Origin of the sequence: Pseudoalteromonas sp. APC 3358, assembly GCF_030408075.1 — a bacterium.
GTDB classification, from domain to species: domain Bacteria; phylum Pseudomonadota; class Gammaproteobacteria; order Enterobacterales; family Alteromonadaceae; genus Pseudoalteromonas; species Pseudoalteromonas arctica.
In genome coordinates this window covers 127740-149411 of sequence record NZ_JASDCE010000007.1, presented here as the reverse complement: position 1 = coordinate 149411, position 21672 = coordinate 127740, and the positions used below count along the sequence as shown (strand labels likewise).

General features: G+C 38.4%; 17 protein-coding genes and 1 tRNA gene. 14 read left to right on the top strand and 4 right to left on the bottom strand.

Going from position 1 to position 21672, the window contains the following annotated elements; translation table 11 throughout:
- The first annotated feature begins 39 nt into the window (after window positions 1-39).
- The 6 genes from QL995_RS12615 (at window position 40) to QL995_RS12590 (ending at window position 6897) form a co-directional block, all read left to right on the top strand.
- Entirely contained in the window at window positions 40-1857 is a 1818-nt protein-coding gene (locus QL995_RS12615; protein ID WP_290294300.1) for a M14 family metallopeptidase, read from the top strand.
- Between the two features lies 1 nt (window position 1858).
- Window positions 1859-2500: an MBL fold metallo-hydrolase gene (locus tag QL995_RS12610; protein WP_290294299.1), complete on the top strand. Its 642-nt coding sequence runs from the start codon at window positions 1859-1861 to the stop codon at window positions 2498-2500.
- Window positions 2501-2607: 107 nt separating this feature from the next.
- Entirely contained in the window at window positions 2608-3066 is a 459-nt protein-coding gene (locus QL995_RS12605) for an Lrp/AsnC family transcriptional regulator (RefSeq protein ID WP_007375323.1), read from the top strand.
- A 129-nt stretch (window positions 3067-3195) separates the two neighbouring features.
- Window positions 3196-4752: a SulP family inorganic anion transporter gene (locus QL995_RS12600; RefSeq protein WP_010554472.1), complete on the top strand. Its 1557-nt coding sequence runs from the start codon at window positions 3196-3198 to the stop codon at window positions 4750-4752.
- Window positions 4753-5003: 251 nt separating this feature from the next.
- Window positions 5004-6080 carry a histidine kinase gene (locus tag QL995_RS12595; RefSeq protein WP_165725850.1) on the top strand — a complete coding sequence of 359 codons (1077 nt, stop codon included), beginning with the start codon at window positions 5004-5006 and terminating at the stop codon, window positions 6078-6080.
- A complete protein-coding gene (locus tag QL995_RS12590) occupies window positions 6073-6897 on the top strand; it encodes a LytTR family DNA-binding domain-containing protein (protein ID WP_007582688.1) in 825 nt (274 codons plus the stop codon). The genes QL995_RS12595 and QL995_RS12590 overlap by 8 nt, the downstream gene beginning before the upstream one ends.
- A gap of 68 nt (window positions 6898-6965) precedes the next feature.
- Here the strand turns inward: QL995_RS12590 and pyk are convergent, their stop codons facing one another.
- Window positions 6966-8402 carry a pyruvate kinase gene (gene pyk, locus QL995_RS12585; protein WP_007582689.1) on the bottom strand — a complete coding sequence of 479 codons (1437 nt, stop codon included), beginning with the start codon at window positions 8400-8402 and terminating at the stop codon, window positions 6966-6968.
- 377 nt (window positions 8403-8779) lie between these two features.
- Between pyk and gndA the strand changes: the two genes are divergently transcribed.
- Complete coding sequence (gene gndA, locus QL995_RS12580; protein WP_010554474.1) at window positions 8780-10153, top strand: NADP-dependent phosphogluconate dehydrogenase; 1374 nt, start codon at window positions 8780-8782, stop codon at window positions 10151-10153.
- Window positions 10154-10222: 69 nt separating this feature from the next.
- Here the strand turns inward: gndA and ansA are convergent, their stop codons facing one another.
- Complete coding sequence (ansA, locus tag QL995_RS12575) at window positions 10223-11233, bottom strand: asparaginase (RefSeq protein ID WP_169043579.1); 1011 nt, start codon at window positions 11231-11233, stop codon at window positions 10223-10225.
- Between the two features lie 82 nt (window positions 11234-11315).
- Window positions 11316-13181 (bottom strand): signal peptide peptidase SppA, encoded by a 1866-nt coding sequence (gene sppA / locus QL995_RS12570; protein ID WP_024590136.1) that lies wholly within the window; start codon window positions 13179-13181, stop codon window positions 11316-11318.
- A 219-nt stretch (window positions 13182-13400) separates the two neighbouring features.
- Between sppA and QL995_RS12565 the strand changes: the two genes are divergently transcribed.
- The 7 genes from QL995_RS12565 (at window position 13401) to QL995_RS12535 (ending at window position 18778) form a co-directional block, all read left to right on the top strand.
- Window positions 13401-15362, top strand: a complete 1962-nt coding sequence (locus QL995_RS12565; RefSeq protein ID WP_290294298.1) for an NADPH-dependent 2,4-dienoyl-CoA reductase — start codon at window positions 13401-13403, stop codon at window positions 15360-15362.
- Window positions 15363-15455: 93 nt separating this feature from the next.
- On the top strand, window positions 15456-16139 hold the full coding sequence (locus tag QL995_RS12560; RefSeq protein ID WP_007582701.1) for a DoxX family protein: 684 nt from the start codon (window positions 15456-15458) through the stop codon (window positions 16137-16139).
- Window positions 16140-16269: 130 nt separating this feature from the next.
- Entirely contained in the window at window positions 16270-16818 is a 549-nt protein-coding gene (locus tag QL995_RS12555; protein ID WP_007582703.1) for an NAD(P)H nitroreductase, read from the top strand.
- Between the two features lie 203 nt (window positions 16819-17021).
- Window positions 17022-17399: a hypothetical protein gene (locus QL995_RS12550; protein ID WP_007582705.1), complete on the top strand. Its 378-nt coding sequence runs from the start codon at window positions 17022-17024 to the stop codon at window positions 17397-17399.
- 158 nt (window positions 17400-17557) lie between these two features.
- Window positions 17558-17648 (top strand) — tRNA-Ser (locus tag QL995_RS12545).
- A gap of 53 nt (window positions 17649-17701) precedes the next feature.
- Complete coding sequence (locus QL995_RS12540) at window positions 17702-18088, top strand: hypothetical protein (RefSeq protein ID WP_024590139.1); 387 nt, start codon at window positions 17702-17704, stop codon at window positions 18086-18088.
- A 69-nt stretch (window positions 18089-18157) separates the two neighbouring features.
- Complete coding sequence (locus tag QL995_RS12535; RefSeq protein ID WP_007586200.1) at window positions 18158-18778, top strand: FKBP-type peptidyl-prolyl cis-trans isomerase; 621 nt, start codon at window positions 18158-18160, stop codon at window positions 18776-18778.
- Window positions 18779-19146: 368 nt separating this feature from the next.
- Here QL995_RS12535 and QL995_RS12530 read toward each other — a convergent pair whose 3' ends face one another.
- Window positions 19147-21516 (bottom strand): TonB-dependent receptor, encoded by a 2370-nt coding sequence (locus tag QL995_RS12530; RefSeq protein WP_290294296.1) that lies wholly within the window; start codon window positions 21514-21516, stop codon window positions 19147-19149.
- Between the last annotated feature and the right edge of the window lie 156 nt (window positions 21517-21672).

The following is a 21672-nucleotide window of genomic DNA, read 5'->3' as shown; positions in this document are numbered from 1 at the left end:
ATATAATTTATATAATTAAGGCGTTTGTTAGAGAATTTTATGTTTGCAAGTTTACTAGTTTTATCTGCAAGTGTGGCGTATGACGCACACTTACCTCCATTAATTAAGTGGCAGGGGAAAAGCGTAGAGCTTTTACAAAAACAAGGGCCGTTAACTACTGATTTTGAGTTGTCAGCAGGTGAAGCGTCGCCAGATTATGCAAATACAATGGCATTTGTAGATAGATTAGTTGCTGCAAACCCTACTCAGTTTCAATCTCAAACCATTGGCTATAGTAATAGCAAGCGTGCAATAAAAATGTTGATTGCCAGTGAACAAGGTTTTTTTGAAGCAAGGCAAATGGCTAATAGCACTAAGCCAACTATTTTTATTCAGGCAGGAATACATTCTGGTGAAATAGACGGTAAAGATGCCATGTTTATGTTACTCAGAGATATAGCGACGGGTAAGCGCCGTGACATTTTAAAAAAGGTAAATATATTATTTATTCCTATATTAAATGTAGATGGACACGAACGTAGTAGTGCATTCAATCGCATCAATCAACGGGGCCCTACAAAAATGGGCTTTAGAACAAATGCTAATAACCTTAATTTAAATCGCGATTTTACTAAATTAGATACCCCAGAAGTTAGAAGTGTTTTAAAGGTTATTAACGACTACAACCCAAATTTATACATTGATGTACACGTAACCGACGGCGCAGATTACCAATACGATGTGACTTATGGCTACAATCCGGTATTTTCAAGCGAGTCGCCTGCGGTATCTGATGCACTAAACCAGTTTTTTAAGCCTCTGATTGACGATACGCTAGCTAAGCAAGGGCACATGCCAGGGCCACTTGTTTTTGTTATGGACAAGCGCGACTTTAAAAAAGGATTAGCGGGATGGGTTGCTACGCCGCGCTTTTCAAATGGTTGGGGTGATTTAAAGTCATTACCGACTATTTTAGTTGAAAATCATTCATTGAAGCCTTACAAGCAACGTGTATTAGGAACTTACGTATTTTTAGATGGTGCTATTACTGCGCTATCAAAGCACAGTCATGAATTAGCTAATGCAGTAAAAAAAGAACAGGAATTTGTTCCTAAACAGTTAATAGTAAAGCGTGGCTATTCCAAGCAAGCTGATACGATTGCGCAGTTTAAAGGTATTGAGTATTCATCAAGTATGAATGCGCTCTCAGGCCAAAATGAAGTGAAGTATTTGGGTAAAGTACATACATATACCGACTTACCTATTTATTGGCAAAAAGATGTACAACATACAGTTGAAGTACCTAAAGCTTTTTTTATTCCGCCCGTATATCGCAATATTATTAAGAAACTAAAGTTACATGGTGTCTCTATTAATAAGCTTGAAGGGGCAAACACACAGCCTTTAAAAGTAGCAAAGGTGGCAGACTACACGTTTGATAAAGCGCCATTTGAAGGCCGTTTTAGAGTGTCAGCAAGTTTTGATTATGTCCCTGCAATAAATGTAGATTTAGATGGTTGGTATCAAGTCAATACTCAACAAAAAGCAGGTGAGCTTGCCGTGCATTTATTGCATCCTGAAGCACCAGATTCGTTTTTTGCATGGGGGGAATTTAATACTATTTTTCAGCGTACTGAGTACATGGAAAACTATGCACTAATTCCGTTTGCACGCCAAATGCTAAAAGACAATCCAAAGCTAGCGCTTAAGTTTGATGAAAAGCTTAAAGATAAATCGTTCGCAAGCGACGCTGATGCGAGATTAAACTGGTTATATGAGCAAAGTCCATTTTATGATCAAGCGTACTTAAAGTACCCAATATTGATGTCATTTGAAGAAGAAGTTGTTATACCGGATCAAAAAAGTAAAGAAATCTAATATGCAAATTATAACCATACCCGTCACTGCATTTGCACAAAATAGTCGTATTATTTGGTGTAGTGAAACTAAACAAGCCGTAGTCATAGACCCAGGTGGCGACCCTGATAAAATAGTAGCTGCCCTTAATGAGCATAAACTAGAATTAAGTGCTATTTGGTTAACGCACGGGCATTTAGATCATGTGGGTGGGGCTGATATTTTACGTAATCAATTTAACGTACAAATTATTGGCCCACAAAAAGATGAGTACTTCTGGTTTGAAAACTTACCTATGCAAGCACAAATGTTCGGGTTTAAACCCATTGAGCCTTTTTATCCGGATATTTGGCTAAACTATAACGACACCGTGAGCGTAGGTAAACTTAGCTTTTTAGTGAAGCATTGCCCAGGGCATACACCTGGTCATATTGTGTTTTATCAACAAGACAATGAATGTGTTATTGTAGGTGATGTTATTTTTAAAGGCTCAGTAGGGCGAACTGATTTCCCTAAGGGGAACAGCGAACAACTTATAGAGTCGATTAAGACGCATATTCTAACCTTACCTGATAATACTAAAATATTGGCAGGGCATGGGAGCGACACTACGGTTGGATTTGAAAAACAAACAAATCCTTTTGTGAGTGGTAAGTTTGGTTAAGTTACTTATTTGAAGTTTGGCAAACTGCATAAAAATTAAAAATAAGCAGACTGAGTTTTAAAATGGTTGTATAATTTAACCAGTTTATTTGATAAATAAGAAATAAAATGTCTCTAAATCACGTAGATCGCCAAATATTGGCACTTTTACAACAAGATGCTAGTTTATCAACCGCAGAAATTGCTGATAAAGTAGGCTTGTCTCAATCTCCATGCTGGCGTCGAATTGCCAAGCTAGAGCAAGATGGTTATATAAAAAGCAAAGTGGCTCTTTTAGATGAGAAAAAACTTGGCTTTGATATGCTTGTATATGCACATGTGCGTTTATCAAATCACGGTAAAAAGAACCTTGCTGAATTTGAAAAACTTATAATGAGTTATGATCAAGTAACAGAGTGTTACACCATGGCTGGAACAATGGACTTTATGCTACGCATAATTTCACAAGGCATAGAAGGTTATGAGCACTTTGTACGCGATAATTTACTAAGCTTAGAATATGTACAAGAAGTACATTCTAATGTAACAATGACATGTGTAAAACGTAGTACTTCCCTCCCTTTATAAAAGCACTTCTTTTAAAAGCTAAACCTCTTTTAGTTTAGTTTAACCACATAATGACAATTGTTAACTGAGCGCTAATTTGGTAGAATTTAGCGCTTTTTTTGATACCCATTACACCATTTGAGGAACTCAATGTTTAACTTACTCAGTAGGGCGCCTAGCTCTGCTAAAAACGATATTCTATCTGGATTAACTGTGGCGCTAGCCTTAGTTCCAGAAGCTGTTGCGTTTGCCTTTGTTGCAAATGTAGAACCTTTAGTTGGTCTATATGCCGCGTTTATCGTTGGTTTAATTACGGCTATATTTGGTGGCCGCCCTGGTATGATTTCAGGTGCAACCGGTGCACTAGCTGTTGTTATGGTAAGTTTAGTGCTTGATCATGGTGTTGAGTATTTATTTGCGACCGTATTGCTCATGGGCATACTGCAGATACTCGCGGGTGTATTTAAACTCGGTAAGTTTATCCGCATGGTTCCTCATCCGGTAATGCTTGGTTTTGTAAACGGCTTAGCTATTGTTATTTTTCTCGCTCAGTTAGGACAATTTAAAGTGCCTGATGGTATGGGCGGACAAGAATGGATGACGGGTAACCCGTTATATATTATGCTTGGTTTAGTGGCTTTAACGATGGCTATTATTCAGTTTTTACCTAAACTAACAACGGCTGTACCCTCTACATTAGTCGCTATTATTACAGTGACCGCTTTAGTTATTGGTTTGGACTTAGAAGCGCATACCGTAGTTGATTTCTTAAAAGGAATGACAGGCGACGAAGCTGCAACAATTGCAGGCGGTTTACCTCAATTTCATATTCCTATGGTACCGTTTACTTTCGAAACGCTACAAATTATTTTTCCTTATGCACTTATTTTAGCGGCTATTGGTTTAATTGAATCATTATTAACGCTTAGCTTAATTGACGAGATTACAGAAACTCGTGGTCATAGTAATAAAGAGTGTATAGGCCAAGGCGCTGCAAATATTACTTGTGGTATGTTTGGTGCGATGGGTGGTTGTGCAATGATTGGTCAATCAATGATCAACATTAACTCAGGTGGTCGTTCTCGCTTATCGGGTATAAGTGCTGCATTGATGTTGCTTGCGTTCATCATATTCGCTTCAAGCTTAATTGAGATGATCCCACTAGCTGCACTTGTTGGTGTTATGTTTATGGTTGTATTAGGTACGTTTGAATGGGCCAGCTTTAAAATGATGAAGCGTGTGCCTCTATCAGACGCGTTCGTAATAGTACTTGTATCGGGTGTGACGGTTATTACCGATTTAGCGATTGCAGTATGTGTAGGTGTTATTGTATCTGCATTAGTATTTGCTTGGCAGCATGCTAAGCACATATACACAACTAACTATATTGATGAAGAAGGCGCTAAAGTATATGAGTTACATGGCCCGCTTTTCTTTGGTTCAGTTAAAAACTTTGCAGAGTTATTTGATGTTAAAAATGACCCTAAAAATGTAATTGTTGAATTTAAGCATAGCCGCGTATCTGATCACAGTGCAATAGAAGCAATTGACACACTTGCTGATAAGTACACAAAAGCAGGTAAACAACTTCACTTACGTCACTTAAGTAAAGACTGTACGCAGTTGTTGCATAAAGCACGTGATTTGGTTGAAGTGAATGTGATTGAAGATCCAACATACAAAGTAGCATCAGACAAACTAGCTTAATTTACACAAAGCTATTTATATTTAAAAAGCGAAAGGTGAATCACCTTTCGCTTTTTTAGTGTATCTACTATTTGTTTGCGGTAAGACTATTAAAAAGCAAGGTAGGCTGTAGTGCTATGCAAACTCATAAATCTATATAATAAGACTATCTAATTTTATTAAAATTAGCCCTACATAGGTAAAAATAACAAAGAATAACAAGCGCCTATTTTATGGAATTAGTCTTTAACTATACGGAGTAAACATCTATTTTGAACTGGCAATCTTTAGTCGATAACAGACAACGCTTTTTTTGGCTTTTGCAAATTGCAGGCTGGATTGGTTATGCGTTAGTAAATTATATTGGCTCTAAAGTATTTGAAATGCGTGATATATACGTATTTGTTATTTTATTGAATGCTTACGCTGGTTGTTTGATGACAGTGCCGCTTAGGTATATTTACCGTAAAATTTGGAATGCCTCGCCTTGGGTATTAATGATTGTAGTATTTGGTGCCTCTTATATAACGGGCACTCTATGGGCTGTCGTTCAAAAATTTAATCTATGGGAGATATACCGCCATGGTTATAGACCAGAGGAGTGGTTTTATTACCTGCAGCAAGGCTTAGATTCTGTATATATTATTTTATGTTGGAGTGGTTTGTACTTTGGCGTTAAATATTATCAGTTATTACAAAGTGAGCGACAAAAAGCGTTAAAGGCCACAACTATGGCACACGAAGCGCAATTAAAAATGCTTAGGTATCAGCTTAATCCCCATTTTTTATTCAATACACTTAACGCTATTTCTACTTTAATTTTGGTTAAAGAAAACAAAGATGCTAACTTAATGGTAGCAAGGCTAAGTGACTTTCTACGTTATACATTAAATACCGATCCAATAAAGAAAGTACCGCTAGAGCAAGAGTTACATGCGCTCATGCTTTACTTAGAAATAGAACGTGTACGTTTTGATGAGCGATTAAAGGTAAATGTAGATATAAGCGAGCAAGCTAAAGAGGCTTTAGTACCGAGCTTAATTTTGCAACCTATTATAGAAAACGCGATTAAATATGCTATTGCCCATCTAACAGAAGGTGGAGTAATTGATATAAAAGCACAGGTATTTGCGAATGAGTTATTACTAGAAGTGGGCGACAACGGCCCAGGTACTGACATACTCGATGGCCAATTAGTTAACGCTCAAGGCGTAGGTGTCGCTAATACCAAAGATAGATTAAAAACGTTGTATGAAAATAATTATTCGTTTGTATTATCACATAATACGCCAAGTGGATTAAAAGTTAATCTGCGAGTACCTTTTGAGAAGGCTGTGAAAAATGACTAAAATAAAAACACTCATTGTTGATGATGAACCGTTAGCACGAAAAGGTTTAGCGGTAAGGCTCGAAGAATACTCTGATATTGAAGTAATTAAATTGTGTAGTTCAGGCGCTGATGCAATTGAAATGTGTCAAAGCGAGAAAATTGATTTGGTTTTTTTAGATATTCAAATGCCAGGTATGAATGGCTTTGAAGTAGCAAGAGCCCTTAGCGAAAGCTCAAAAGCATTACCAGCGATTGTATTTGTAACGGCCTTTGATCAGTTTGCTGTAAAAGCGTTTGAAATTCATGCTCTCGATTACATTTTAAAACCCGTTGATGATAACAGACTAAAACAGGCGGTAGAAAAAGTGCATACCTACTTAAAAACGCAGCAAGACAACGCCCATAAGAAAAAACTAGCGAGTTTTGTAGCCGGTATTACTGGTAACAATTGCGAAGAAATACTTAAAAAATTAGCCACTGGCGATATGCTAACAGACAGACGTTACCCAGAATCGCTTGCTGTAAAAGAGCAGGGTGAAATTATACGGGTACCTGTAGCGACTATCCAATGGGTTGATGCAGCAGGTGACTATATGTGTTTACACTGTGAAGACGGACAAACGCATATTCTACGTAAAACAATGAAAGAGCTTGAGCAAGAGCTCGACCCTCAGTTATTTGTGCGTGTGCACCGCAGCGCAATAGTAAATACAAAACAAATTAGTAAACTGGTTACACAAGTAAGTGGTGAGTATTTATTAGTACTTGAAAATGGCCAAGAATTAAAAGTGAGCCGTAGCTACCGAGATAAGGTTAAAGCGGCGTTAGCAAGTTAAGGCTAACGCTTTTATTACAGACACAAAAAATGCGAGCTAAGCTCGCATTTTTTATATTCGGCGTTTAATTACGCAACAGTTACAATTTTCATTGTGTTAGTTGCGCCCACAGTTTCCATTGAGTCACCGTGAGTAATAATTACTGTATCGCCAGACTGTAAAGACCCTTGAGAAACTAAAGTATCAAGCGCGGCTTTTACCATACCGTCTTTTTCAGTTTTTGTAGAATCAAAAAATACTGGGTAAACACCACGATAAAGTGCTGTTTGACCTAATGTACTCGCATGACGTGAAAGCGAGTAGATTGGTAAGCCTGAGCTGATACGCGACATTAATTTAGCCGTACTACCAGATTCAGTAAGTGTGATAATTGCTTTAACAGAATCTAAGTGATTAGCTGCATACATAGCAGAAAGCGCAATTGATTCAGCATTGTTAGAAAAGCGACTATCTAAACGGTGTTTAGAAACGTGCGTTTCTTTTTGCGATTCAGCACCTAAACAAACGCGTGCCATAGTCGCAACTGTTTCTTCAGGATAATCACCTGCAGCTGTTTCAGCTGAAAGCATTACAGCATCTGTTCCATCAAGAACAGCATTTGCAACATCCATAACTTCTGCACGTGTAGGCATAGGGTTATCGATCATCGATTCCATCATTTGCGTTGCGGTTACTACAGTACGGTTTAATGAACGAGCACGACGAATAATTAGTTTTTGCTTGCCCATAAGAGCAGCATCACCAATTTCAACACCTAAATCACCACGAGCAACCATTACAGCGTCAGACGCTAAAATGATGTCATCAACAGCTTCTTGGGTTTCAACGGCTTCAGCACGTTCAATTTTAGCAAGTAACTGTGCTTTTGAACCAGCAGCTTCAGCAAGTGAGCGTACGTAGCGCATATCGTCGCCACTACGTGGGAATGATACGGCAATGTAATCTACGTCAATTTCAGCGGCAGTTATTAAATCTTCTTTGTCTTTTTCAGTAAATGCTGGAGCAGTTAAGCCACCACCTAAACGGTTAATACCTTTATTGTTAGATAAAACACCGCCAACAGTGACTGTACAATGCACTAAATGCCCAGCTACTTCATCAACACTTAATTGAATAAGGCCGTCATTTAGAAGTAGTAAATCGTTAGGGCTTACATCGTTAGGTAATTCTTTATAATCAATACCTACAGAGTTTATGTCGCCTTCGCCTTTTTCCATTTTTGCATCAAGGGTAAATTTTGCACCCACAGCAAGCGTTACTTTACCTTCTTTAAAAGTAGAAACGCGGATTTTAGGGCCTTGAAGGTCAGCAAGGATAGCAATATGCTTGCCTAATCTTTTTGCAATATCGCGTACAGCTTGTGCACGGTCTTTATGATCTTGGGCAACACCATGTGAGAAGTTTAAACGTACTACATTAGCCCCAGCGATAATAATTTTTTCTAAGTTGTTATCTCTATCGGTAGCAGGTCCAAGGGTAGCGACTATTTTCGTGCGTCTTAGCATCAATTTCTCCTGTTTGCTTGGTGAAAGCATGTTGACGTTATTTTGTTGACTTAAAATATCTATATTAGAATAAAATATTTTAGTTATGTGCAAACTTCAAAGGTTTGCCACTATTTTATACAAAACTATTGTGTCATCATTATGACACCGGTGTCAGAATGCGTCAATGATCTTAATTTCAATTAGCTTTGCTTTTAGTCACCCCGAGACCATTGATGTTTGATATAATTACGTAGCTTATTTATCTGTAATAAAAAAGCATGTTGTATTGACTCATAATTAGTATTTTATGACTGTATGAGTATAATGCACGCGGTATTATTTAATTTATACACTGAATTTTCTAACCAAATAGTTGTTACCGAGGAGGACACTAGATGCAAGTTGCATTAGTAGGGTTAGGCGTTATGGGAAAAAATCTTGCCCTAAACTTGATTGAAAAAGGGATAACGCTAGTCGCTTATGACAAAAACCCACATGCGGGTGAAGAGTTACTAAGTTGTGCTAAATCTCAAGGCATGGCTGATAGGCTTCATATTGTCTCTGATTTAAGAGACATGGTAAGGCGTTTAGAGGCACCTCGTTCTATTTTATTACTTGTTCCTGCTGGTGAGTTAGTTGATACAGTTTGTAATGAACTTGTAGAGGCCGGCGTTAACTGTGACGATATGATTGTCGATTGCGGTAATAGTAATTATAAAGACGGTATAACGCGTAAACTTAAATACCAAAATAAATTTGAATTTGCCACTATGGGAATTTCTGGCGGTGCAGAAGGCGCTCGCCATGGTCCTGCAATGATGGCAAGTGGTTCTGAGGGTGGTTGGGAACGTATTGAGCCATGGTTTGAAAAAGTAGCTGCTAGCTATAATGGCGACTCGTGTTTTGCACGTGTTGGTCAATCAGCAAGTGGTCATTTTGTAAAAATGGTTCACAACGGTATTGAATACGCACTTATGCAACTTATTGCAGAAGTGTACCAATTACTTCGTTTAGGCACTAATCGTTCTCCAAAAGAAGTGGCTGAGATATTTAATGACTGGTCAGAAGGTCAATTAAATAGCTACTTACTGTCTATTTCTAGCCACATATTGTCACTTGAAAATCATAATAATGTACCGCTTGCGGACTTAATTGATAATAAAGTTGGCGCTAAAGGTACTGGTCTTTGGACTGCGCAAAATGCACTAGAACTTGGTATTGCAGTTCCTTCACTTGTTGCTGCTGTACAAGCTCGTCATTTAACTAATGCATGTAATACAACGGCTGCACAAGAGATGACGTATGCATCTAAATCAACTAACAATGTTGAAATTGATTTAGAAGAGCTAAAAGAAGCGTTCTTACTTGCAAGCTTACTAGCGTATCGCCAAGGTTTAGCGTTAATTAAAGGTGCATCACGTACTCATCAGTGGAAAGTTGATTTATCTAAAACGCTTCAAACGTGGCGTGCTGGTTGTATTATTCGTGCTGACTACCTTGATAGCGTTGCACAAGGTGTTGAATTTATTGATACCCTTGAGAAAGAGTCTAACTCTTTGCGCAAAATTACCGGCCAAGCAATAATGACTGGTTTAGCATTCCCTGTATTGGGTGCTACACAAACGTATTTAGCAACATTAACCACACCGAGTAATGGGCATTTAGTTCAAGCCCAGCGTGATTACTTTGGTGAGCACGGCGTTAAAACCCATAGCGGTGAAACATGCCATTTAACTGACCTAGTAGATATCGACGCTAAAGTTAGGTAATAAACAGTTGTTTAAAACGATAAAGGCACGCTATTTAGCGTGCCTTTTGTATTTTAGGCGCTGTGAGATTTAACGGCTTAATTCACCACGTAAATTGTCTTGCATTAAATGACGAATCGTCTCTACTTCTAGCTTTTGGCTAAATAAATAATGTAATTTAGTTAAACACGCTTCAAGGGTCATATCGTATCCACTAATAACACCAATATTTAACAGTGCATTACCCGTTGCATAGCCGCCCATATTTACATGGCCTTTTAAGCACTGGGTTAAATTAACAATAACGACGCCACGTTTACTTGCCTCTTCAAGTATTGATAAAAAGTTAGGATCTTGCGGTGCATTACCTACACCAAAACTAAGCAACACCAGGGCTTTAATATTGCCGTTAACTAAGCTTTTAACCACTTCTTGACTAATACCAGGGTATAAATAAAGCACACCAATGGGTTGAGGTGTAATAGGGGTAACTTGCAGCTCATTTTCAACATAAGGACTAAGTTGGCCTTTAATAAGTTGAATACTAATACCCGATAACGCTAAGGGGTCAAGATTAGGCGACGCAAATGCATTAAATCCATCGGCGTGGGCTTTAGTTGCTCTGTTACCTCTAAACAGTTGGTTATTAAAAAATAGACTTACTTCTGCAATTGGATAATTTGCCGCTAAATACATTGCATTCAGAAGGTTTACTTGACCATCTGAGCGTAATTGAGAAAGCGGAATTTGTGAGCCAGTTACAATTACAGGTTTAGTTAGATTTTCGAACATAAACGATAGTGCTGAGGCTGTATACGCCATTGTATCGGTGCCATGAAGCACAACAAAACCATCATAATCTTGGTATTTGTTTTTAATGTCATCAGCAATAAGTTGCCAATGCTCAGGAGACATATCTGAAGAATCTATAAGAGGGCAGTATTCGTGAATATCAAACAAAGGCATTTCATCACGGTTAAACTCTGCGTTGTTTACTACGGTTTCTGTTAAAAAACCTTCAGCAGGAATATAACCTCGACTCGATTTTTTCATACCTATAGTACCGCCAGTATAAGCGATATAAATGCGTTTACGTTTCATAAAAAAAGCCCAGTAAAAAAACTGGGCTTAGTATAACGTTAAGTAACTTTAAATACAGCTGATTAGGTAAAGCTATGCACTTTTATTGTGCAACGTTACACACTAAACAGCGTGCATATACACCTTGTGGATCGTTGTAATCTTTAAGGTTTTCAACTTCAGTACTTAATTGGTTAATAACGCTTTGCAAGTTAGCTTGCGTTGCTAACACAGATGTTTTTTGTGTTTGTAAACCAAGCATCGATTTAATAGACGCGTTACCAAAAATGTTTTGAATCATTTTTTCTTGCGAGCTTAAATCTTGTTTAATGGTTTTAACTTCATAGTGATTAAGTTTTGCAAGTGCTGCGGCTGCTTTTATAGCATCTTGTTTATCACCAAGTTTGTCTACTAAACCCAGTTCAAGTGCTTGAGATGCAATCCATACGCGGCCTTGGGCAATTTTATCAACTTGCTCAGGCGTCATATTACGGGCATCAGCGACAACATTTAAAAAGCGACCGTATGCTTCTTCAACGCTCATCTGAATTACTTGACCCATTTTTTCGTTTAGGGGACGAGTGATAGAAAAACCAGCCATTTCGGTTGTTGCAACGCCATCTGAATAAACACCAATTTTAGATAAGGTTTTTTCAAATGTCATAAACGTACCAAATACACCAATTGAACCTGTAATAGTACTCGGTGCTGCCCAGATTTCGTTTGCAGCAGAGGCAATCCAATAACCACCTGATGCAGCTACAGAGCTCATAGAGGCAATAACAGGCTTACCAGCAGCTTTAAGCGCTAATACTTCTGCACGAATAACTTCAGAGGCAAACATACTACCGCCACCTGAATCAATGCGCAGTACAACCGCTTTAACTTTGTCATCAAGGCGTGCTTTACGAAGTAGGGCTGCTGTAGAGTCGCCACCAATTTCGCCAGCTTTACGTTCACCATCCACAATTGTACCTTTAGCAACTACAACGGCGACTTTTTCGGTAATAGGGTTATCAAATTCAATCGGTGGTTTAACCAAGCTTAAGTATTCACGAAATGAAACTTGCTTAAATGTTTTGCCATCTTCTTGTGCGCCAACTAAATCAATTAATTGTTTGCGAACTTGTTGATTTGTTTTTAAAGAATCAACCCACTGGTGGTCAAGTGCATATTTACCTGCATCGCCATCTGCAGCTTTCATTTTTTCAAGATATACGTCCATTGTCTCGTCGAAATTTGACTCATCAAATGGGCGAACCGCAGCAACATCTTGTTTGTATTCGCTCCAAAGAGCGCCTAACCAAACACGGTTAGCTTCTTTGGCTGCTTCAGACATGTCGTTACGAATGAAAGGTTCTACTGCTGACTTAAATGTACCAACACGGAAAATATGCTGCGTTACTTCAAGCTTTTCAAGTGCATCTTTAAAGTAAAGCGGATACATGCCGTAACCTTCAATACCTACGCTACCGTATGGGTGCATAGCTATTTCATCAGCATGTGATGCAATATAGTATTGTGCTTGGGTATAGTAATAACCCGATGCAATCACTTTTTTGCCAGCTTGTTTAAATGCATCAATAGCATTGGTAATTTGCTTAAGTTTGTTTAAATGCGCTTTAGGCATTTCTTGTAAATCAAGCAGCATCACCGTAATGCGATCGTCTTTAGTCGCTTCGTTTATTACTTCAACAATATCGTCGAGTAATATTTCGCTTGGCGCTTCAGAACCAGAAGTTGCATCACTAATTGCAGCTTCGACCGGATCTATGTATGTTTTTTCTTCAACAATAGGGCCATTTAGGTTAAGCCTAAGCACAGAGCCATTTTCAACTATTATTTTATCGTCGTCACTTGAGAGTGACACTAAGAAAACAATTACCAGTAATAAAAACAGAATGTTGAGTATTAAACGACGAGAAAAGTTAATCCCAGCCCAAATACCTTTAAATACCTTTGCTATCAAAATAGCTCCTTAATTTGGTACAGTTAATACATTAGTTCCATCTTAGCCTAGAATAAAAATAAATTTAACTGCTAAATCGTAACGAAGTGTTTATGAGGTGCTATTAATACATGTTTTTATGGCTTTTTTTAATTAAATGAAGGCACATATTGCTTATTACTTGCCATTAAAGCAGAATTAGCTAATGTATACAGGTTAGACCAGTTAACGGGGCACAAGATGTTAGAACAACAATTACAACTAAAACACACACAATTACGTAACCGCTTAGTGATGGGCTCAATGCATACAGGCCTTGAAGAGGGATGGCATAACCGCAAACGCTTACGTGCATTTTATGAAGCACGTGCAAAAGGCGGTACCGCAATGTTAATTACGGGCGGATACAGCCCTAATTTACGTGGCAAATTAACACCTATTTCATCTTCATTTAATAGTTATTACGATGTATTTAAGCACCGCGCTTACACAGATGCTGTGCATAAACACGGCGGAAAAATTTGTTTGCAATTATTACACGCTGGACGTTATGCGTACCATCCATTCAATCAAGCACCAAGTGCAATAAAAGCACCTATTAATCCTTATAAACCTAAAGCGATGTCGCTTGGCTCGATTAAGAAAACAATTAAAGACTTTGCGCACTCTGCCTATATGGCTGAAAAAGCTGGCTACGATGGCGTTGAAGTTATGGGTTCTGAAGGGTATTTGATTAATGAGTTTATGGCGCCGCACACCAATAAACGTGAAGATGAATTTGGTGGCAGCCTAGAAAATAGAATGCGACTTGCGCTTGAAATAGTTAAAGCTGTAAGAGCAAAAGTATCTGAGCAATTCTTAATCATTTTTAGATTGTCGGTTATTGATTTAATCCCAAACGGTTCAACACCAGAGGAAGTTGTCATACAAGCTACCGAGCTTGAAAAAGCGGGTGTTGATATATTTAACACAGGTATTGGTTGGCACGAAGCGCGTGTACCGACTATTGCGAGTATGGTGCCGCCAGGTGCATTTAAAGAAGCATCAAAACGTTTAAAAGACGTGGTGAGCGTGCCAGTTATTGCTGTTAACCGAATTAATACTCCAGAAATTGCTAACGATATTTTAAATGCAGGCGAGGCTGATTTAATTTCGATGGCAAGGCCGCTACTTGCCGATCCAGAGTTTTTTAATAAATACGCAAATAATCAATCTAAGCAAATTAATATTTGTATAGGGTGTAACCAAGGTTGTCTAGATCACGTATTTAAAAATAAACGTGCTACGTGTTTAGTTAATCCACAAGCTGCATTTGAGCTAGATTACCCGTTAGAGCAAGCAACCAAAGCTAAAAACGTATTAGTAGTCGGTGCAGGTCCCGCTGGTTTATCGGCAAGTTGTTACTTGGCTCAAAAAGGGCATAACGTCACGTTAATTGATCAAAAACCGCAAATGGGTGGCCAATTTAATTTAGCTATGCAAATACCAGGTAAAGAAGACTTTAACCATACTCTTACTTACTTCACTAATGAGCTTGAGCGATTAAAAGTAACTGTAGAGCTTGGTAAAGCTTATGACGATTCAATGCTTAAAAACTATGATGACATTGTATTTGCAACTGGCGTTAGGCCGCGTGAAGCCTCTATTAAGTGTAGCGATGATAAGCGTGTATTTGCTTATGACGAAGTTATACGCGGTGAAGTAGAGCTAGGTAAATCAATTGCTATTTTAGGTGCCGGTGGTATAGGTTTTGATATGGTTGCGTTTTTAAGCGAACATAAATCGCAAACTATTAGCGAGTTTAAAACGCAATGGGGGATTGAGTGTCAAGCCCAACCTCATAAAGACGAACGTCAATTGTATATGTTAAAACGCAGTGCGGGTCGTTTTGGTAGCGAGCTTGGTAAAACAACGGGTTGGATACATCGCCAAGTTGCTAAGCAGCATGGCGTTAAGCAAATTGCTGATTGCCAATACCAAAGCTTTGATAAAAGCGGACTAACTATTAATGTTGCTGGTGAAACTCAAGTACTGCCAGTAGACACGGTTATTGCCTGTATTGGCCAGGTTTCTAATAACGAAGTGCTAGAAAATTACACAGATAACGCAAAGGTACATGTTATAGGCGGAGCTAAACTAGCTGCAGCTATTGATGCTAAACGCGCTATTTTTGAAGCACTTCAGGTCGCTAGAAGTATTTAACCTTTGTAAATAAATTGAAATAGTTTATCAATTCATGCGGTCTTTGCTGTTTATAGTCTATAACTTAATAAACAGTGAACACACAGGATACGCATGAATAAACTAACCAATCTTTATGATGCAATATTGGGTAAACTATCATTTTTAGATGGTTTACCTGCATTGCTATTTCGCTTGATTTTAGCCCCTGTTATGATCATTGCAGGTTATAACAAACTTGCTATAAGCGGTGAGACAGAAGGTTTCTTTGATAACTTTTTAGCATCTCCAGATGTAGTTCAATGGTTTGGTAATAATGAATGGGGTTTAGGATTACCGTTTCCTGACTTACTAGCTTTTTTAGCTGGCTGGAGTGAATTTTTAGGAGGTTGGTTTTTATTACTTGGCCTTTTAACTCGCTTGGTCAGTATCCCACTTATGTTCACAATGGTTGTCGCTGCAACCTCAGTGCATTGGCATAATGGTTGGTTTGCAATAGCACCAACTAATCCAGAAACAAGTGCTGCGCAAGTGCTCGATTGGTTATCAATTCCGGGCGCTAAAGAAAGCCTTGAAAACTCACTAGAAGTACAAGACCGAATAGGTAAAATTCGTGGCTTAGTTGAAGAACACGGTTTTCCTGATTATCTATACGAAAAGGGCAAGCCGTCTATTTTAAACAACGGTATAGAATTTTCGGCAATTTATTTTGCTATGCTTCTTAGCTTGTTTTTTATGGGCGGTGGGCGTTTTGTTAGTATAGATTACTGGTTAAGGCGAAATATTGTAAAAGAATAACGTATTTAATCTACTTTACTAACGGCCGCATAGCTTAACCCTTTGCGGCCGTTTTGCATTTTAATTTCTCGGTATTTATTTTTTAAGGGTTTAAATGTTACTCTAGCGTTTTGAATTTTGAGGAATCGTTATGAACGCTATCGAGCTTTTACTTACCCGCCAATCAGACTCTAAACTAACAGAGCCGGGCCCTACGCCTGAGCAGCTCGACATAATTAAGCAAGCAGCATTACGTGTTCCTGATCATGGCTGTATAGCACCGTGGCAGTTCATTGTTGCTCAAGGTGATGCACGCAATAAACTGGGTGAAATTTACCATCAAAGTGCAGTGGCAGAGCAACAAGAAGAAAAAGTAATTAACCGTGCTAAAGAGCTTCCCCTTCGTGCGCCTATGATTGTAATAGCAATTGCTAAATATCAAGAACACCCAAAAGTTCCTCGAATAGAACAAGTACAAAGCGCAGGCTGTAGTGTATTAGCGATGCAACAAGCTGCATTTGCCCAAGGGTTAGGCGGTGTTTGGCGCACAGGCTACTTTGCACAAAGTAGCGCGGTTAAAAAAGCGCTTAACTTACATGAGCAAGATGAAATAGTAGGGTATTTATATATAGGTACACCCGAAGTCGATTGTAAAAAGTCGCCTCGCCATAAGCCAGAAAACTATTTTAGTAATTTGTGAAATAGTATGAACTTTGCGCAACTTACATAGTCATAATTCATTAAGGTTACAAAGAGTATTATTTAAAAGTTAATGACTTGGCTGTAAGAAGCGCTTGGAAGCACTAAATTTACTAAATCTTCTTCAGTTTGTTTTTTAATCGGTTGTTTTTTGATACATTATGGAAAGTCTTAATTAAAATAACGATAAAGAAGACGAAAACTATGGGAAATTTATTTTTACGTGAAAAAGAGAATTGGCTAGCATGGTCAATTTGGGGAATCATTGGTGCTTTTGTAACACTGTATGTTGCAATGAGCACAAATGCATCACACTTTATAGCCGGTTCAGCGATGGGTATGCTTGTGTTGTTAACATGGTGGATGCACCAGTCCAAACGTTTCGACTTTGGGCGTGCATTTAAAGTATGCTGCTACGTTTTATCGCTTAGTGTGCTACCTGCTTTTATGTTTGTTGTAGTACCAAGTGATGATTTAAATCGATTCGATTTAATTTTTCAAGGCGTTACCTTTACCGCACTGAGTATATTGGCTTGTTTAATCTGCTCTTGGATTGCACGTAGACCTAAACAATATTATTAATGTGTTTAACTTTAGTCCATTAACTACACTTTTATTAAAGTGAAGAGCTTAACAAAAGAACAAAGTGGGTCTATTTTATCCAATATGTTAATATTTTATATTAATTTCTATTTAGCTCTTTACAAGTTATGTATTTAGCCATATTATTCGCGCCGTGCGGAGAGATGGCAGAGTGGTCGAATGCACCGGTCTTGAAAACCGGCATGGGTTTATAGCCCATCTAGGGTTCAAATCCCTATCTCTCCACCATTATTTAAAAAAAACCGCCTTATGGGCGGTTTTTTGCTTTGTGGAGTTTCTAAATGACTAAAGCAACAAACCTACCAACCTCGCAGAAATTAATAAAACATCTTTTATTATGGACGGTATTTGGTTACTGCTATCAAAGTGCTATTAGCTTATTAGTAAAAATGGCTATAGACGCTCAACCAGAGTATCCATTAATTACCGGTTTAATTTATGGTGTTGGTTTTAATGTTTTAGCTGCCCATCTTATTACCAAATACGATAAGCATTGGCCAGTTATTGGCTCTGTTTTTATTGGTTGTATAGGGCTGCTTGTAGTGCCATTTTTACTGTTTGGCGAATCAGGATTACTAACAATGCCTCTACTTGTTGGAATTTTATTCAGTTTGCCGCTTTGTAGTTATATTGTTGGCCTAATTAAGCTAAAACTCAGCAAAAACTAGCCCCAAACGCGGTTTATTTTGTGATAGCATAGTCGCGTCTTTTAACTAACAAAACGTGAAAAACACATTATGTCAGATAATTTTACTACAGATGCTGAAAAAGCAAGTTACGGTATTGGCTTACAAATGGGTGAGCAACTTAAGTCTAATCCTTTTGAAGGCTTAAACCTAAATTCAGTATTTGAAGGCATGAAAGATGCGTACGCTGGTAGCGCATTTCAAGTTGAGATCCCTGAGATCCAAGCTGCATTTGAAAAAATAAACGAAGAGATTCAAGCTCGTCGTGAAGAAGAGTCTAAAGTACTTTCTGCAGAAGGTATTTCATTCTTAGAAGAAAACGCAAAACGTCCTGAAATCACAGTAACTGAGTCTGGTCTTCAATACGAAGTACTAGCAACTGGCGAAGGCGAAAAGCCAACAGCTGAGTCTACAGTACGTGTTGATTACCACGGTACACTTATTAACGGTACTGTGTTTGATAGCTCATACGAGCGCGGTCAACCAGCTGAATTTCCAGTTGGTGGCGTGATCAAAGGCTGGACTGAAGCATTACAAATGATGCCTGTAGGTACTAAATGGCGTATCTACGTTCCTCATGAGCTTGCTTATGGTGAACGTGGCGCAGGTGCTGCAATCGCACCTTTCTCAACGCTTGTATTTGATGTTGAGCTACACGAAATCATTTCTTAAATTAAATAAATTTTAATTTGGGAATTTAAAAAGCCGTATTCAATTTGAATACGGCTTTTTTGTGTTTGTAATTTAAGAGTTTTATACCAATTAGCTTAATTAAGTGATCTATTTTTCGCTAAGAAAATTGTGTCGGTAACAAGGCAAAAATTTCGTTGTTTAGTTGTTACCACTAATTGCTCTTGCATTGCTCTACCTCCTGCATCCATGCAGTCGTATATCAGAAATTCTTAACGCAGTTAGCGTCAGGTTTAATCCTTCAAATCGATTAAGTATTACTTCGTGTTGATATTATATATTCTAAAAATAAAAAAACCGCATTAATAAAATGCGGTTTGTAAATATAAACTAAAAACTATTTTTAATTATTAAAAATAACCACGAACACCAAAGCGGAAGTTTCTGCCAGGTAGTGGGGCTTTATCTTTAATAAATGAGCTATGCACAAAGCCTAACTCATCAGTAATGTTATCCACGTTTATATAAAGCTGTGCATCTACACTGCCTAAACCTAATTGGTAATTAGCTTGTGCATCAAATAACGTATAGCCGTCCGTTTTTGTTTCAAATGCAGTTACATCGTTTTGATCAAAGTAATGAGTACCCGTCAGTGTTAGTTGTAAGTCACCTAAATCGTACTGTAACTCAGAGCCTAATTTATTGGCAGGGATACGCGGTAAGTTGCCTTCGTCGTCTTTTAGTTTTGCACGAGTTGAGTCACCAAATACTTTAACCATAGCGCTTGGGGTTACTTGGTAATGTGCGTCAAACTCAATTCCATAAAGCTCTGCGTCTTTACTTGTAAACTGATAAACCGCAACAGCATCGTCATGTGCACCAATAGCTGATTCTAAACCATCTTCTTCATCGTAAACTAACCCCGTATTTTCTTGGAAATAAAAGTTTTTAATATCGTTATAGAAAAAGTTAACGGTGTAGCCAAAATCACCGCTAAAACGTCTAAAGCTTAAATCTAGGTTTGTTGAGGTTTCTTGCTTGATATTCTCTGGCTCAAAATGCGCTTCATTATCTTCAATGTTGTAACCAAGACCTAGCTCATAAGTGCCAGTTGCAATGTGTAAACCGTTTGATAAAAGCTCTGCCGAAAGTGGTGCTCGTTCTGAGTGAGAAATACTTGTCGCAATACTATGACCCGGCTTGTACTGCCAAATGGCACCGGCAGAGGCGCTTAAATTGGTAAAGCTTTTATTGTATCCAATAGTTTCTTCGTCGCTATGATCTATTTCTACTTCATCGTGGCTATGTTCGTGTGCCGTGATTTGGCTTTCAATTTTGTAATCTTCTACACGTGCACCAAGCTCTATTGTCACGTCGCCAAATTCACGCTCTTCTAGTAAATATAATGCGTTAGTTGTAGTTACACTCGCGGGTGTAAATGCTTCTTCACCAATTGCATCGTAGTCAGAATCGCTGTAGTGATAGCCCATCATTCCGTGCCAATTAGCAAACTTATGCTCTACATTTAAACGTGCTTCAGTCGTTTTATTTTTAAAAGTAGTACCAATTTCGCCATCTTCAATTTCGCTGTGTGAATAATCTGTATAGCCAACACGTAGGTTGATGGTTTCAATCCAGTTATTATGAAGAGCGTAACTTACAAGCCCTTGCCAGCGGTCTTGCTCTAAATGTGCGTAAACTGGCTCTTCAGCAGCTTCATCTTCATGTTCTGCATGCTCTTCTTCAGTTTCACCTTCGTGATCGTGATGATGCTCATGCCCAGGAATACCGTAATCAGTCTCAATGTTACCGTAAGAAAAACCAATCGTTAAGTGATCGCCAACATAGCTGGTACCAAAGTTGAGTGTTTCGCTATCAATAAAAGTATTTTCTACCGAGCTTTCGGTTTCAACATCGCCATCATCGTCGGCAATAGTAAAGGTCGGTGTTTGGTAATCATCGCCGCTGCGCTTAGTACCATCAAAATGAAAGTTAAAGCCTTCATTACCTGTTTCAAGTTTTGCTGCTACGGTGTTTGAATTTGACACCGTATCGTGGCTGTATTCAGCAGCGCCTGTAAGCTCGTCGATATTGCTAGTAGGAATACGGTTATCAACCACGTTTACAACGCCACCAATTGCACCAGAGCCATAAAGTAGGGTACTTGGACCGCGCAACACTTCAATTTGCTCTGCCGCTAGGCTGTCGCTTGATGTCGCGTGGTCTGGGCCAATACGCGACGCATCGCTGGCATCTAATCCATTTTGTGTAATTTTAACGCGAGGGCCATCTAAACCACGAATAATTGGGCTTGATGATACAGGGCCAAAGTAACTTGCATTTACGCCTGGTAAACCTTTAAGAGTTTCGCCAAGTGTTGGTTTAGATTTATTTCTTAATTCATCACCTGAGAGCACGCTTACTGGCGATATCATTTCTAGGCTGTTCTTATGAAGTGCAGAGGCATAAACAACCACTGTTTCAACCGATGTTGGTTTAAGTGACACAGACAGATTATTTGAAGATTCGGTAACAGCAATACGAGAGTCTATGTAGTTGTCTTTACTAATATGTAATTGGCTGTTTGCATCTATATCGATAGCAAACTCGCCTAAATCATTACTTTTAACGCTTTGGTTTTTGCCATGCACATGGATAGAGGCATTTTTAATTGGTTGATTTTTATCATCCATTACTTTACCAGTAACGGTTGCAGCCAAAGCTGATTGAGAACATAAAACAGAAAAAATAGCAGAGGAGATTAATGTTAACTTTGTCATGGATATATTGGTTCGTGGTTATTATGTTGTGATATAATATAACACCGCAAAATTAACGAATCAACAATGTTATAGTATAACTTTGTATTTTGCGTTCAAACCACTAAAAGTGCCGATAAACTGTTTGCTCTACTATAGAAGTTAATCTGGCATTAA

Coding starts and splice junctions, on each gene's coding strand:
- QL995_RS12615 (WP_290294300.1), top strand. CDS start 40: ATGTTTGCAAGTTTACTAGTTTTATCTGCAAGTGTGGCGTATGACGCA.
- QL995_RS12610 (WP_290294299.1), top strand. CDS start 1,859: ATGCAAATTATAACCATACCCGTCACTGCATTTGCACAAAATAGTCGT.
- QL995_RS12605 (WP_007375323.1), top strand. CDS start 2,608: ATGTCTCTAAATCACGTAGATCGCCAAATATTGGCACTTTTACAACAA.
- QL995_RS12600 (WP_010554472.1), top strand. CDS start 3,196: ATGTTTAACTTACTCAGTAGGGCGCCTAGCTCTGCTAAAAACGATATT.
- QL995_RS12590 (WP_007582688.1), top strand. CDS start 6,073: ATGACTAAAATAAAAACACTCATTGTTGATGATGAACCGTTAGCACGA.
- pyk (WP_007582689.1), bottom strand. CDS start 8,402: ATGCTAAGACGCACGAAAATAGTCGCTACCCTTGGACCTGCTACCGAT.
- gndA (WP_010554474.1), top strand. CDS start 8,780: ATGCAAGTTGCATTAGTAGGGTTAGGCGTTATGGGAAAAAATCTTGCC.
- ansA (WP_169043579.1), bottom strand. CDS start 11,233: ATGAAACGTAAACGCATTTATATCGCTTATACTGGCGGTACTATAGGT.
- QL995_RS12565 (WP_290294298.1), top strand. CDS start 13,401: ATGTTAGAACAACAATTACAACTAAAACACACACAATTACGTAACCGC.
- QL995_RS12560 (WP_007582701.1), top strand. CDS start 15,456: ATGAATAAACTAACCAATCTTTATGATGCAATATTGGGTAAACTATCA.
- QL995_RS12555 (WP_007582703.1), top strand. CDS start 16,270: ATGAACGCTATCGAGCTTTTACTTACCCGCCAATCAGACTCTAAACTA.
- QL995_RS12550 (WP_007582705.1), top strand. CDS start 17,022: ATGGGAAATTTATTTTTACGTGAAAAAGAGAATTGGCTAGCATGGTCA.
- QL995_RS12540 (WP_024590139.1), top strand. CDS start 17,702: ATGACTAAAGCAACAAACCTACCAACCTCGCAGAAATTAATAAAACAT.
- QL995_RS12535 (WP_007586200.1), top strand. CDS start 18,158: ATGTCAGATAATTTTACTACAGATGCTGAAAAAGCAAGTTACGGTATT.
- QL995_RS12530 (WP_290294296.1), bottom strand. CDS start 21,516: ATGACAAAGTTAACATTAATCTCCTCTGCTATTTTTTCTGTTTTATGT.